Here is a 13,885-nt window from a genome sequence, read left to right as displayed (position 1 = left end):
CTGTCTGCCCATCGACGTCGACGATGGGGTATTCCATGATTGGCTGGCGAAGACGACTTGGAGATCCCATGGCCCTGCCCCCGCTCGACGACAGCCTCGCCTGGACCTGCCTGCAACGTATCCGTGATGGAGATATCCGTGGCGCTACGGCCCTGTGCCGGGAGACCACGGGCCACGCCCTGCGAGTCGATGCTCAAGGATGGCAATTCGCCGGCCATGTCGATGCGTCTGCCCGGCAACTGCTCGACTGCCTGCTCCCGGTGGTGATACCGCCGGGGAATGTCGCTATCGCCCAGCTCGGGCAGAGTCTCGATGGTCGAATCGCTACCGTCACCGGCCATTCTCATTACATCAACGGCCTGGAAGGACGCACGCATCTCCACCGTTTGCGGGCATTGGTCGACGCCGTGGTCGTTGGCGTCGGCACCGTCGTGGCCGACGACCCGCTGTTGACGGTACGACATGTCGAAGGGCGCCATCCCGTCCGTGTCGTGCTCGACCCCAATGCCCGGGCACCAGCCTCCTCTCGCGTGTTCCAGGATGACAGCGCCCCCACCCTGCATGCAGTCGGCGCCTGGGCGAAGCCCGCCGCCGGCATCGGCGACCATGTCGAACGGTTGGTGATTGCCGACGCGCCCGGTGATGTCATGCCACCTGCGCTGCTTTCGCGACTGGTGGAACGGGGAAACCCGCGCGTGCTGATCGAGGGCGGCGCCGAGACGGTCTCGCGCTTCATCGATACCGATGCACTCGACCGCCTTCACCTGCTGGTCGCGCCGCTGTTGATCGGTTCCGGCGAGACAGGATTGCGTCTCGCCCCCATCGATACGCTGGACCAGGCCCGCCGCCCTACGCTGCGACGTTTCGACTGCGGTGACGACACTCTCTTCGACATCGCGTTCCGGACGCCGCTGCATGGCTGACGAGGTGCGTCGACGCGATATGAGACACAGCATCCCCGGCAGGCTCGCCAGCCACACCAGTACGCCATAGCTGAGCGAGATGGCCACACCCTGTGCCGCCGGTAACCCGACGCTGCTCCAGACCAACGCAGCGGCACCTTCACGCCACCCCCAGCCGGCCACCGAGAGCGGAATCAGCATCGCCAACAGTACCGGAGGCACCAGCGCCAGCAGGGAGGTCGTCGGCAGGTCGTTGCCAATGGCGCGGGCCGCGCAGACGAAGATCAGGGCATAAGTGGCGATCACCAGCACGGACGCCGGTAACTGGCGACGCCAGATTCGGTCGACGAGTAGTGCGCGTCGGCAGTCGTGAACCAGCGTGCGAATCGCGGCGGGGCAACGTACATGGTGGCGATGAAAGGCGACCGTTCCGCCAATGATGACGCTCCCCGCCACCAGCCACTCGATACTCATCGACAACGACCCCGTCACGCGGCCAAGGGCCTCATGCCAGAGCGGCGACAGTGCCAGGGCCAGCACCAGCGCCAACAGCATCACGAGCTGTCCCGACAGCCGCTCGATGATCACCGCCCGCCAGGCGCCGCCTGCCATACCACTGGCTCGGGCGTGACGCCAGGCCCGGGCCGCATCGCCCAGTACCGCACCGGGTAACACCTGATTGAGGAAGGTTGCCAGATAGTAGTCACCCAGCGCCCGTCGCCAGACCAGCCTCAATCCCAGTGCCCGAGCGGTCAGACGCCAACGCCAGGCCGACAGCCACATCTGCGGCACGGAAAGCATCAGTCCCAGCAACAGCCACAGCGGGTCCAGTCGCTGCACCTCAGCAGCGATCGCTGCCAGATCCAGCCACCAGGCCAGGCCTATCAGCACCACCAGGCTGAGCACGATCCGCAACAGACGCTGCCAAGCCATGATCACTCCCCGTCCCCAGCGATGGCGAACAGGTCCCTGTGGCCGACCATCAGCCCCAATGTCCCGGCGGTCAAGGCATCATGACGATCGCGGTGCCAGGCGCGAACACGATCGGCTGTATCAGGGCACTGTTCCTCCACTGCCATCGCCCACCCTTGGATCATCGCCAACGCCAGCGGTATCGACTCGGGCTGTTCGGGGCGCAGAATCCAGGGGCTCGGCCGTTTCCATACTCGGTATCCTCGGGCGCTGAATATCTGAGCCAGCCTTGTCGGCGCATCACCTCCCAGAGCCGGCCCGAAGCCTTTGTCACGATACTGATGAACCGCCAGGGTCTCGCGTATCCAGTCATCTTCCGGTGAAATCGCGAGGCGCTGGCCCGCCTCGGTAAACGCCCAGTCACCATCGATGCTGAGAGTGAAAAGTACCGACGCATCGTGGCGCGCACAGGCATCGGCCAGGCGAGCAACCCAAGAGTGAGAGACCAGATCGAACAGGGCCGATGCGGTCACCAGGTCGGCAACCGCCACCAGATCGTCCAGTGCCAGTGGATCGTGGCGCAGCTCCCGCAAGTCACGGACCGTTGTGGACAGACGAATGGGCCGGTTACCGGCATCGTGTAGCGAGCGGCCACGTTTCTCGGCCGTCGGCAACAAGCTGACATCGTTATCGACCAAGCACCAGGACTGTGGCCCCGGTAACCTGGGCGCCAGATAGGCGGGATTGGCACCGGCACCGGAGCCGAGATCGAGACACGCCACATGCTGCTGAGTGCCTTTCCGATGTCGCGCCAACCAGTCGGCACAGCGTGCAGTCAAATCCCTGTTACGCGCCTGGATATCGGCCGGCTCGCGTTGCGCCAGCCAAGGTGACGTGAATGCCAGATCATCGGCAGCGAGCGTCATGACGACCCTCCCGACGGCATGACGGGTGACCTTAGCAACGCATCAGCAAATGCCTGCCCGGCATCCTGCCAGCGAGGCAAACGGTCACGTGCCTGACGGGCCCCATGGCGTAACTGCCGACGCCACTGCGGTGAATCCAGCCAGCGACGCAATGCATCGCCCAGCGCATCGATATCGCCCGGTGGCACCGCCGCACCGGCGTCTTTCGCCAAGGTGTGGGCCAGAGCACCCCCCGTCGTCGTCAGTACCGGCAGGCCATGAGCCAACGCCTCGGTGACGACCATGCCATATCCCTCATAGTAAGAGGGAAGCACGAAGAGATCCGCCTCGGCATAAAACGCTTCCAGGTTGTCAGGGGATCGCTCGCCCTGCAATACGATACGCGAATCGAGCGCATGACTATGAATCAGCCTGGCCACCCGCGCGTCATGTGATGGATCGCGATCCCGTCCCCCGACACAATCGCATCGCCAGTGTCTATCCTTCAGTCCCGCCAACGCCTCGATCAGCAGGTCGTGCCCCTTGCGGGGAGTGACGGTGGCCACACACAACAGACGTTGCTCACGCTCGGCGTCATCCCCGTCGGTCGCACTGGCAGCCAGTGGTGCCGACACAACGCCGGGTTCGACCACCGCAATCTGCTCCGGCGGTACATGCCAGCTCGCCAGCCGACGCGCGGTAAAATCGCTGGTGACGATCACGCGCCCCACCGCAGCCAGCGCCCGTGTCTCGCTGGCCAGCAGGGCCATGCGCCGTGTCTCATCCAGCCCGGTTTCATCCGCCAATGGATGATGGATCAACGCGGTGATGTCGAGACGGTGTGCCGCCTGCGACACCGGCCCCGGCAATCCCCCCATGGCCAGGCCATCGATGACCACCCGCGCCCCATCCGGCAGCGCGGACAAGGTGCCGCCCATTGCCTGGCGAGCGGTCTCGTCGGCATCCGGAAAGCGTCCTTCCAGCCCAATGACATCGACATGCCAGCCCAGATCGCGCAGGGCCGCCACGATACGGGCATCATAGACATATCCGCCCGTCAACTGACCAGGGTCGCCGGCGACGATCAATGTCAGATCCGCGCTCACAGCGCCCCCTCATAGCTGGCCCAGGCGACATGGGATTCATGCAGTGTCACACAGAGAGCCGTCAGTCCCTTGGCGTGTTCACCCAGACGGCCTTGCCGAATGGCGGTGGAAAGTCGCTCGAAAATGACGTGAGCCATGAACTCCGTCGTGGTATTGCGCCCCTTGAATGCCTCGACATCATCGAGATTACTCAGGTGAAATTCGTTCAATACCTCGCCGAGTACCTGACCTGCCAGAGCGATATCGACCACCAGATCGTTGTCGTCGAGTTCCGGACGCCGGAAGGTCACATCGGTCACATAGGTGGCGCCATGGGTCCGTTGGGCGGGTCCGAAGGCGTCACCATCGAAGCTGTGGGCAATCATGAAATGATCACGCACGGTCAGGCTGTACATAAGATATCTCCTTGTCTCGGCCACCACTGGACTGACGCCGCCCTGTCGGTGCCGCTGTCACCGTTGGGCGTCGTAACGAATGCGGTGACAAAGTGTCTTTCCCTCATCATTCATCAGAACCGGCATCAGGGACGGGAGTTCACGAAAATCGCTTTCGCCACTGATCAAAACATCCAGGCGCGGATCATCGAGCAATGACAACGCCAGACTCAGGCGACGACGATGACTCCAGCGTGCCCGTCGGGCTGCGGGGATGCCACCGACCTGGCTGGAACGCAACGTCAGGCGTTGTGAGTGGAATGCGCTACCCAGCGGCAACGGAACATCCTGATCCCCGTACCAACTCATTTCCAATAGCGTGGCCTCATAACCGGCCAAAGCCAATGCCTGGGATAACCCCGACGGCGATCCACTGGCATGGATGACCAGGTCGTTATCCGTTGGTGCCATCTCGGGCAATTGGAAACCGATACCCAACGCCTCGGCCAACGCCTGACGTTGCGACGCGATATCGATCAGGCAGGTATGCGTCCCGGGGACGCCTGCGCACAGATACGCCACCAGCATGCCGATCACCCCACCGCCAACGACACAGATACGATCCCCGATCATCGGCATGGCATCCCACAGGGCGTTGACCGCCGTCTCCATGTTGGCCGCCAGCACGGCCCGTTCCGCCGGGATCCCCGGGGGCAGCGGAATGACCGCTTCGGCCGGCACCACATAGCGATCCTGATGCGGATGCAGACAGAAGACCTCGCGTCCTTGCAGATCGGGGGAGCCCTGCTCGACTCGCCCGACACTGGCATAGCCATACTTGACCGGAAACGGGAACTCCCCCTCCTGGAACGGGGCGCGCATCCGCTGATACTCGCTGGGCGGCACACGTCCGGCAAAGACCAGCGATTCGGTCCCGCGGCTGATAGCCGAGTAATGGGTGTCGATCAGGACTTCCGTATCGTCGGGCGGCTCAAGCGCTTCATCGCGCAACTCACCCCGCCCCGCTGCGGCCGTCCAGAATGCCGTTGCTTGTTTCGACATCATCATCCGTCTTGATTCCTGTCATGACTCAATAGTTGTACATAACATGTACTTTAGCAATAGAATTGCATCACTCTCCCTATAGACAGACGTTATGCACTACGCTATCAGCATAGAAGGAGAAGCACGGCTGTCGCCGCCTCGAGGAGACGCTGTCATGGCAAGACGTTTCGCTATTCGACCGGGGACGCTCGTACCCATTGCCCATTCAGCGGTACGGGAATTAGGTGCCGGCTTACTGATTGTCGCCTTGCTCACCGAAATCGTGCGTCTGCTCACGACAGCGCCTATCACGCTCCACCTGGGAGTCGGCAGCCTCTATCTCGGCATGGCGGGACTGCTGTTAGGATGGTGGCCGACTGGACGCTCGGGGTTCGGTTGGGCCAACCGTATTACACTGTTGCGCGGTGTACTGATTGCGATCTTCACGGGATTGCTATGGATGCCGACACTGCTAACCCGCCATGTCGAGCTCGTCATGGGGATAGCACTGGTCGCTCTGCTTCTCGACGGCGTGGACGGTTGGGTGGCGAGGCGAACGGCAACGACAAGCACCTTCGGTGCCCGTTTCGACATGGAGCTGGACGCATTCTTCATCCTGATGCTGTGCGTTGCGGTCATGCAGCTCGACAAGGTGGCTCCCTGGATCCTCGCCATCGGCGCACTGCGCTACCTCTTCGTCGCCGCGAGCTGGGCCTGGCCCTGGCTGCGCGCCGATCTCCCCGAGAGCCGACGCCGCAAGACCTTCTGTGTCTGGCAGGTCATCACCCTGTTGGTGATTCTGCTTCCTTTCATTTCCGAAACCACTGCGACGGGCTTGGCAGCCCTCTCCTTGTTGCTGCTATCGAGCTCGTTTCTTATCGATGGCCTCTGGTTGTACCGACAGCACACGGTCAACGCCACCTGATGCGTCTCCTAAACGCCATCGAGGATGTCGACGGTGGCCTCAGAGTCGGTCGCGGTTCACTATACTGCAGATAACACGCCTCGAGAGAGCAAGCTTTACCTGCCACCACCAGCTTGCTGCACTTGATCGGCACACCGGGAGTCCGTCTATGCTAATCAATGCCGATTTTACGCGCCGCGCGACGATGGCACCCGAGGAATACCAATGGGTTGACTCGCCGCAGATGGGGGTCGAGCGAGTGATGCTTGACCGTGTCGGGGAAGAAAAGGCGCGTGCGACCAGTATCGTGCGATACGCACCCAACTCTCATTTCCCACGCCACCAGCACCCGGGCGGGGAAGAGATATTCGTGCTGTCCGGGGTCTTCTCTGACGAGGAAGGCGATTACCCAGCCGGCTGGTACGTGCGTAACCCCCCCGGCTCGTCCCATCAACCATCGAGCGAGGACGGCGCCACCATCCTTGTGAAACTCTGGCAGATGAGACCTGACGACACCCACAGGGTACGCATCGATACCCATGATCCGTCTTCCTGGTTGTCTCGGAATGGTCGCGATGTCTGTCCGCTTTTCTCCGACGACCTCGAACGGGTCTGTATACAGCGCGTGGCGCCGGATGAAGTCATGTTTGCCGATCCGGTAGACAGCGCCGAGATGTTGGTACTGGCCGGAGATGTAATGGTCGCCGACCGATCCTATCCTCGCGGCGGTTGGATACGTCTCCCCCCAGGCCACTACCCGGATGTCATCGCGGGCACCCAAGGCGCAACCGTCTACCTCAAGACTGGCCATCTGGCCCATGCAACAACAGAGACGCCACCATGAACAGGGTCCATGGATGGCAAGCCGCGTACAAGCTGCTAGACTAAACCACACTCGCTTGACGGGGTGCCGGTGGAACCGGCTGAGATGGCGCAGGAGTGGCAGAACGGCTCCCGAGCGCCGATCCCGTTGAACCTGATCCGGGTAAAGGGTGCGATGCACCGCTGAACCGGCGTAGGGAATCAGGCGTGGCTCGGTCTGTTTTTATCCTTCCGTACCACCCCTGCTCCTTCAGCCCGGATCGACGCATGAATGGAGTTGACATGGGGTATCGCTTCGACGATCTGAAAGCCGCCTGCCAGGACGATTGGGCGCGCTATATCGAGCATGACTTCGTCCGCCAGCTCGGGGCAGGCACCCTGCCGGCAGACGCCTTTCGCCACTACCTTCAGCAGGACTACCTGTTCCTGATCCATTTCGCCCGCGCCTTTGCGCTGGCCATTTACAAGAGTCGCTCGATCGGTGAGTTGCGTCATGCCTATGACGAGTTGAAGACCATCCTCGATATGGAACTCGATCTCCATATCGACTATTGCCGGGCATGGGGAATCGACGAACAGCAACTGAGCAAACTGCCCGAAGCACGGGCCACACTGGCCTATACCCGCTACGTGCTGGATATCGGAGCGCGCGGTGACCTGCTCGACCTGCACGTGGCGCTCGCCCCCTGCCTGGTCGGTTACGGCGAAATCGCCAACTGGTTGAACCGGCAGTCGTTTACCGTCAGAGGCAATGACAACCCTTTCGATGCCTGGATCGCCATGTATGAAAGCCGGGAATTTCAGGACGCCATGGAACGCGAGAGGAACTGGTTGAACGCAAGCTTGAACGACGTGACCCCGGCACGTTTCCACGAGCTGACCACGGTCTTTCATGATGCGACCCGACTGGAGATCGACTTCTGGCAGATGGGATTGGATCAGGCCGACTGACCGTCCCATTGCCACGGCCGGACGGGGTTCCCGTTCGGCCATCCAGGTATCGCGCAGCGCGATGCCATCGCTTGACGGGGTGCCGGTGGAACCGGCTGAGATCATGCAGCGTCATCAACGCCGAGCATGGGGCCCGTTGAACCTGAACTGGTTAATTCCTTCGGGAGGGTACCAGCGTAGGGATCAAGCGACATGCAGGACGACAACCGATACCTGCCACTGTCCTACCTTCGCGACCTCCCCATGACAATGGGAGAGCAACACCGATGGCCACTACCCATCACTTTCTCGCTGAAACCGCGCACGTCGACGACGCAGCCGTTCACGCCCTGCCCGGTTCGCGCAAGATTTACGCCGAAGGCTCACGGGAAGACATCCGCGTGCCCTTTCGGGAGATATCACTGTCGCCGACCAAGACGTCTGGAACCGATGAGGAGAACCCTCCGCTGCTGGTCTACGATACGTCCGGCCCCTATACCGATCCCGATGCCGACATCGATCTGCGCAAGGGACTACCGGAACTGAGACGGCGCTGGATCGACGAGCGTGACGATACCGAATGGCTCGACGGACCGACCAGCGAGTACGGGCGGCGACGCGCCAACGACCCGATGCTCGCGCCGCTGCGTTTCGACCTGACCCGCACACCGCGACGGGCGAAGTCCGGCAGGAATGTCACCCAACTCCACTATGCTCGCCAGGGCATCATCACGCCGGAAATGGAATTCATCGCCATCCGCGAAAACCAGCGTCGTCAGGCACTGGGATCCGACGAGGTGGAACGCATTCTGGGCCATCAGCACGCCGGGCAAGGCTTCGGCGCCAAACTGCCCGAGGAGATCACCCCGGAGTTCGTGCGCCGCGAGGTCGCCGAAGGTCGCGCCATCATTCCCAACAACATCAATCACCCGGAAACCGAGCCGATGATCATCGGTCGCAATTTCCTGGTGAAGATCAATGGCAACCTGGGCAACTCGGCGGTGACCTCCTCCATCGAGGAAGAAGTCGACAAGATGACCTGGGGCATCCGCTGGGGTGCCGACACCATCATGGATCTTTCCACCGGCCAGAACATTCACGAGACCCGCGAGTGGATCATTCGCAACTCGCCGGTACCGATCGGCACCGTACCCATCTACCAGGCGCTGGAGAAGGTCAATGGCGTCGCCGAGGACCTGACCTGGGAGGTGTTCCGCGATACGCTGATCGAGCAGGCCGAACAGGGGGTGGACTACTTCACCATCCATGCCGGCGTGCGATTACCGTTCGTGCCCCTTTCCGCCGACCGGGTCACCGGCATCGTCTCCCGCGGTGGCTCGATCATGGCCAAGTGGTGCCTGTTCCACCATGAGGAAAGCTTTCTCTATACCCACTTCGAAGACATCTGCGAGATCATGAAGGCCTATGACGTGGCCTTCTCCCTAGGCGACGGTCTGCGCCCGGGCTCGGTGGCCGACGCCAACGACGAGGCGCAGATGGCCGAGCTCCGCACTCTGGGCGAACTCACCAAGGTTGCCTGGAAGCATGACGTGCAGGTGATGATCGAGGGCCCCGGCCACGTGCCCATGCATCTGGTGAAAGAGAACATGGACAAGCAGCTCGAGTACTGTGACGAAGCGCCCTTCTATACCCTGGGGCCGCTGGTCACCGATATCGCCCCGGGCTACGACCACATCACCTCGGGGATCGGGGCGGCGATGATCGGCTGGTACGGCTGCGCCATGCTCTGCTATGTCACACCCAAGGAGCACCTCGGCCTGCCCAACAAGGACGACGTCAAGACCGGCATCATCACCTACAAGATCGCCGCGCACGCCGCCGATCTGGCCAAAGGTCATCCGGCCGCCCAACGCCGCGACAACGCCCTGTCCAAGGCACGTTTCGAATTCCGCTGGGAGGATCAGTTCAACCTGGGGCTCGACCCGGACACCGCCCGCGCGTACCACGACGAAACCCTACCCAAGGACTCCGCCAAGGTCGCGCATTTCTGCTCCATGTGCGGACCGAAGTTCTGCTCGATGAAGATCAGCCATGAAGTTCGTGACTACGCGCGGGAGAAGGGCCTGACCGGCGACGAGGAAGCGATCAAGAAAGGCATGGAGGAACAGGCCGAGAAGTTCCGCCAGCAAGGGGCCGAGTTGTATAAGGAGGTGTGAACCCGGTCACGATTCAGCGACGCGGGGGTGCCCCCTGCGTCGTGCCGCGAACCGCATCAGACGCCCAGCGATTTGACGCTGGCGACGAAATCGCTGAAACGCTCGCCCTGGATCAGGACGTGATCGCGCAATTCCTGCTGTGCCCGCTCGGCATCACCATCGACGATCGCTTCGACAATGCGTCGATGTTCGTTCATCGAGTGGTTCATACGCTTGCGCACCTGTAACTGAAGACGCCGGTAGGGCTTGAGCCGCTGCTTCAACTGCCGCGCTTCTTCGGCCAGGAAACCATTATGACTGGCCGCATAGATACACTCGTGGAAAGCTTCGTTCTCGTAATAATACTCGTCGGTATCGCCTGCCGCGGCCGCAGCTTCACAGCGCTCGAGAGTGGCGCTGAGTGACGCAAGTTCCGCGGCACTGATCCGCCGCGCTGCCAGGCGTCCGCACATCCCCTCCAACTCGGCCATCACCTCGAACATCTCGATCAACTGTTCGATTCCGACCTTGGCCACGAAGGTCCCTTTCTTGGGTGACACCGTAACCAGGCCGCTGGCGACCAATTGCTGGATCGCTTCACGTACCGGGGTACGGGAGACATCGAACTCGCGACACAGGGTATCGGGATCCAGGCGCTCCCCGGGCACCCGATGGCCATTGATGATGTCATTTTCCAGAGAGTCTCGCAGCCGCTGGGCATTGGATCGCTTCATGCCATCTCTCCTTCCTGCATGGGCTTCGCTCGCTCTACCACCATTGTCTACCCCGGGACGTTTGACACTAGTATATCTATAGGCCTATAGAAGTATACATCAGCAGTGCTGATGAATATGAGATACCACAACAACAATCTATTGGAGCTATCATGACACGCCCACTCACTCCCGCCGTCACAGCGTTATCGCTGGCGGCGCTGACAGCCAGTTCTCTTGCGTCCGCCGACACCGTATTGCGCGCCTCCCACCAATTCCCCGGCGGCCAGGGGGACGTCCGTGACGAAATGGTGCAGATGCTGGCCGAACGCGTCGCCGAAGCCGATGTCGGCCTGGAAATCGAAGTCCATCCGGGCCAGTCACTGTTCAAGGCTGATGAACAGTGGGGCGCCCTGGTTCGTGGCCGCCTCGACATTACCGCTCTACCGCTGGACTATGCCAGTGGTCGCCACCCTGAGTTCTCCGCCACGTTGATGCCCGGCCTGGTCCGCAACCATGAGCATGCCCAGCGTCTCAATGACTCCGAATACATGGACATGATCAAGGACGTCATTCAGGAAGGCGGTGCCCGCGTGCTGTCAGATGCCTGGCTGGCCGGTGGTTTCGCATCCAGCGAACGCTGCATCACCTCACCGGATACCGTCGAAGGCCAGAATTTCCGTGCCGCGGGTCCGGCGTTCGAGCAAATGCTGGAAGCCGCCGGTGCGTCGATCTCCTCCATGCCTTCTTCGGAGATCTACACCGCCATGCAGACCGGCGTACTGGATGCCGCCAACACCTCGTCCATGTCGTTCGTTTCCTTCCGACTCTACGAGCAGGTGGAGTGCCTGACCGAGCCGGGCGACTATGCGCTGTGGTTCATGTATGAACCGATCCTGATCTCCGAACAGAGCTGGCAGGACCTCGATGAAGAACAGCAGGCGGCCCTGATGGCCGCAGCGGAAGAGGCGGAAGAATTCTTCGCCAACGAGGCTGCCGGCCTGGACGACAAGATGGTCGAAGTATTCGAAGAGAACGGCGTCGAAGTCGTCAGCATGTCAGAGGAGGACTACAACGCCTGGCTGGAGATTGCCAAGGAAACCTCCTACAAGAACTTTGCCGAGGAAGTCGAGAACGGTCAGGCGATCATCGACGCCGCTCTCGCAGTGGAGTGATCCCCGGCCGCACGCCCTGCGGACCGGAGGGACCGCCCCTTCGGGGGCGGACATCCTGTTATTCCGGAGAGATCCATGTCTCATACGACGTCATCCTCGGCCCCCTCTCGCAGCGTGATCGTCGGCGGCTACATCCGGCTGATGGATGCTATCAGTCAAGCCTTGGCTTATCTGGCAGCCGCACTGTTCATCGGCGGTACATTGGCGGTCACCCAAATGGTCTTCGTACGTTACGTACTCGGTATGAGTACCAGTTGGCAGACCGAGTTCACGGTTTTCTCGGTCACGGGCGCGATGCTGTTGGGTAGCCCTTATGTGTTGTTGACCGGTGGACATGTAGCCGTACGCGTACTGCCGGACAAGCTCAACGGTATGCCTCGCAAGTTGATGAACCTGGCTGCGTCGTTATGTGGACTGGCCTTCTGCGCCTGCCTCGCCTACGCCTCATGGGTGTATGTGTATGAAGCCTGGCATGGCGGCTGGACAACCGGTTCGGTATGGAACCCACCGTTATGGCCGGCAGTCCTGCCCATGGCCATAGGCGCGACCCAGTTGTCCTTGCAGTACATTGCCGAAATCCTGCGTGGGGAGGAGTGAGTATGGATCCCATTACCGCCGGTATCCTCGTCGCCATCGGGCTGATCGTACTGATGGGCATCGGCATGCCGATAGCCTTCGCCCTGGGCGGCATCTCACTGATCGCTCTGGTCAGCAGTCGCGGCATCGCGGAACTCACCTATTTCGGTGAGACGTTTTTCGACCGGATCGCCGAATTCGGCTTCATCGCCATCCCCATGTTCATCCTGATGGGCGCCGCGGTGGCGTCCTCACCCACCGGGCGCGACCTTTATCGCTCGCTGGACCTGTGGCTGGGCCGACTGCCTGGAGGGCTGGCGATCTCCAACATCGGCGCCTGCTCGATTTTCGCCGCCCTGTCCGGCTCCTCGCCGGCGACCTGTGCAGCCATCGGCAAGATGGGCATCCCCGAAATGCGTACCCGTGGCTATCCGGACGGCGTGGCCGCCGGCTGTATCGCCGCTGGTGGCACACTGGGCATCCTCATTCCCCCCTCGGTGACGATGATCATCTACGGCATCTCCACCGAAACCTCCATCGGCAGACTATTCATTGCCGGCGTAATCCCAGGCTTCATGCTGGCGGGGCTGTTCATGGCCTGGACGCTGATCGCCTGCAAACTGGCCGGGGGATACCACAATCCGCTGGCAACGACTACCGAGAGCCTCAAACGCAACATGCGTGAAAACATCGATGCCAATCTCAAGGCATTGGTGCGGGTTCTCCCCTTTCTGGTCGTGGTACTGGGAATCCTGTTCGCTCTCTACGGCGGTGTGGCCACGCCGTCAGAAGCCGCCGGTGTGGGCGCCATACTATGCCTGGCACTGGCGATCCTTATCTATCGCATGTGGCAAATCGGGCCGATCAAGCTGATCATGCGTGATTCGTTGCGTGAGAGCGTGATGATCATGTTGATCATTGCCGCCGCCGAAGTTTTCGCCTATGCCCTGTCCTCTCTGTTCATCACCCAGACCGTGGCCGGAGCGATTGCCGACCTGGAAGTCAATCGCTGGGTTCTGATGGGCGTGATCAATATCTTTTTGCTGGTAGCCGGTTTCTTCCTGCCACCGGTGGCGGTGATCGTGATGACCGCGCCGATCCTGATGCCGATCATTCTGGCTGCCGACTTCGATCCTTACTGGTTCGCCGTGGTACTGACCATCAACCTGGAGATCGGACTGATCACGCCGCCGGTCGGCTTGAACCTGTTCATTATCAACAGTATTGCACCGGATATTTCACTACGAGACGTATTACTCGGCAGCCTGCCCTATGCCCTGTGCATGGTGCTAGGCATCCTCCTGTTGTGCTTCTTCCCGGGACTGGCTACCTGGTTGCCCGATCTGGTGATGAGCTGAAGGACTCC

13 protein-coding genes, 1 pseudogene and 2 riboswitches are annotated in these 13,885 nt (G+C 61.4%); of the genes and pseudogenes, 8 read left to right on the top strand and 6 right to left on the bottom strand.

Going from position 1 to position 13,885, the window contains the following annotated elements; genetic code table 11:
- The first annotated feature begins 23 nt into the window (after positions 1 to 23).
- A complete protein-coding gene (locus BLW01_RS18495) occupies positions 24 to 923 on the top strand; it encodes a RibD family protein (RefSeq protein WP_342341871.1) in 900 nt (299 codons plus the stop codon).
- Between the two features lie 51 nt (positions 924 to 974).
- Here the strand turns inward: BLW01_RS18495 and BLW01_RS18790 are convergent.
- From BLW01_RS18790 to BLW01_RS13855, 5 genes and pseudogenes are all read right to left on the bottom strand, one after another.
- Positions 975 to 1,835, bottom strand: a pseudogene (locus BLW01_RS18790) (lysylphosphatidylglycerol synthase transmembrane domain-containing protein); the annotation flags it as partial.
- A gap of 2 nt (positions 1,836 to 1,837) precedes the next feature.
- On the bottom strand, positions 1,838 to 2,740 hold the full coding sequence (locus BLW01_RS13870; RefSeq protein ID WP_092570743.1) for a class I SAM-dependent methyltransferase: 903 nt from the start codon (positions 2,738 to 2,740) through the stop codon (positions 1,838 to 1,840).
- On the bottom strand, positions 2,737 to 3,825 hold the full coding sequence (locus BLW01_RS13865) for a glycosyltransferase family 4 protein (RefSeq protein ID WP_092570742.1): 1,089 nt from the start codon (positions 3,823 to 3,825) through the stop codon (positions 2,737 to 2,739). Before BLW01_RS13865 ends, BLW01_RS13870 begins: the two co-directional genes overlap by 4 nt.
- The gene (locus tag BLW01_RS13860; protein WP_092570740.1) at positions 3,822 to 4,220 is read right to left on the bottom strand and encodes a 6-pyruvoyl trahydropterin synthase family protein; all 399 of its coding nucleotides are present in this window, start codon (positions 4,218 to 4,220) and stop codon (positions 3,822 to 3,824) included. The genes BLW01_RS13865 and BLW01_RS13860 overlap by 4 nt, the downstream gene beginning before the upstream one ends.
- Positions 4,221 to 4,277: 57 nt before the next feature.
- Positions 4,278 to 5,267 (bottom strand): zinc-dependent alcohol dehydrogenase, encoded by a 990-nt coding sequence (locus tag BLW01_RS13855; protein ID WP_092570739.1) that lies wholly within the window; start codon positions 5,265 to 5,267, stop codon positions 4,278 to 4,280.
- Between the two features lie 151 nt (positions 5,268 to 5,418).
- Between BLW01_RS13855 and BLW01_RS13850 the strand changes: the two genes are divergently transcribed.
- From BLW01_RS13850 to thiC, 4 genes are all read left to right on the top strand, one after another.
- The gene (locus tag BLW01_RS13850; protein WP_175529849.1) at positions 5,419 to 6,168 is read left to right on the top strand and encodes a CDP-alcohol phosphatidyltransferase family protein; all 750 of its coding nucleotides are present in this window, start codon (positions 5,419 to 5,421) and stop codon (positions 6,166 to 6,168) included.
- A 148-nt stretch (positions 6,169 to 6,316) separates the two neighbouring features.
- The gene (locus BLW01_RS13845) at positions 6,317 to 6,991 is read left to right on the top strand and encodes a cupin domain-containing protein (protein ID WP_092570735.1); all 675 of its coding nucleotides are present in this window, start codon (positions 6,317 to 6,319) and stop codon (positions 6,989 to 6,991) included.
- Positions 6,992 to 7,040: 49 nt separating this feature from the next.
- Positions 7,041 to 7,187: riboswitch (TPP riboswitch) on the top strand.
- Between the two features lie 64 nt (positions 7,188 to 7,251).
- Entirely contained in the window at positions 7,252 to 7,920 is a 669-nt protein-coding gene (gene tenA / locus BLW01_RS13840; protein ID WP_092570733.1) for a thiaminase II, read from the top strand.
- A gap of 65 nt (positions 7,921 to 7,985) precedes the next feature.
- Positions 7,986 to 8,120, top strand: a riboswitch (TPP riboswitch).
- A gap of 66 nt (positions 8,121 to 8,186) precedes the next feature.
- The gene (gene thiC / locus BLW01_RS13835; protein WP_092570731.1) at positions 8,187 to 10,076 is read left to right on the top strand and encodes a phosphomethylpyrimidine synthase ThiC; all 1,890 of its coding nucleotides are present in this window, start codon (positions 8,187 to 8,189) and stop codon (positions 10,074 to 10,076) included.
- 56 nt (positions 10,077 to 10,132) lie between these two features.
- Here thiC and BLW01_RS13830 read toward each other — a convergent pair whose 3' ends face one another.
- Positions 10,133 to 10,789 (bottom strand): GntR family transcriptional regulator, encoded by a 657-nt coding sequence (locus BLW01_RS13830; protein WP_092570729.1) that lies wholly within the window; start codon positions 10,787 to 10,789, stop codon positions 10,133 to 10,135.
- A gap of 152 nt (positions 10,790 to 10,941) precedes the next feature.
- Between BLW01_RS13830 and dctP the strand changes: the two genes are divergently transcribed.
- The 3 genes from dctP (at position 10,942) to BLW01_RS13815 (ending at position 13,877) form a co-directional block, all read left to right on the top strand.
- Complete coding sequence (dctP, locus tag BLW01_RS13825) at positions 10,942 to 11,943, top strand: TRAP transporter substrate-binding protein DctP (protein ID WP_092570727.1); 1,002 nt, start codon at positions 10,942 to 10,944, stop codon at positions 11,941 to 11,943.
- Positions 11,944 to 12,018: 75 nt separating this feature from the next.
- The gene (locus BLW01_RS13820; RefSeq protein ID WP_092570725.1) at positions 12,019 to 12,540 is read left to right on the top strand and encodes a TRAP transporter small permease subunit; all 522 of its coding nucleotides are present in this window, start codon (positions 12,019 to 12,021) and stop codon (positions 12,538 to 12,540) included.
- A 2-nt stretch (positions 12,541 to 12,542) separates the two neighbouring features.
- Positions 12,543 to 13,877, top strand: a complete 1,335-nt coding sequence (locus BLW01_RS13815) for a TRAP transporter large permease (protein ID WP_092570723.1) — start codon at positions 12,543 to 12,545, stop codon at positions 13,875 to 13,877.
- The last annotated feature ends 8 nt before the right edge of the window (positions 13,878 to 13,885 follow it).

The sequence above is a fragment of the Aidingimonas halophila genome, from assembly GCF_900106955.1.
GTDB classification, from domain to species: Bacteria; Pseudomonadota; Gammaproteobacteria; order Pseudomonadales; family Halomonadaceae; genus Aidingimonas; species Aidingimonas halophila.
This window is presented reverse-complemented; position numbering and strand designations above follow the sequence as displayed.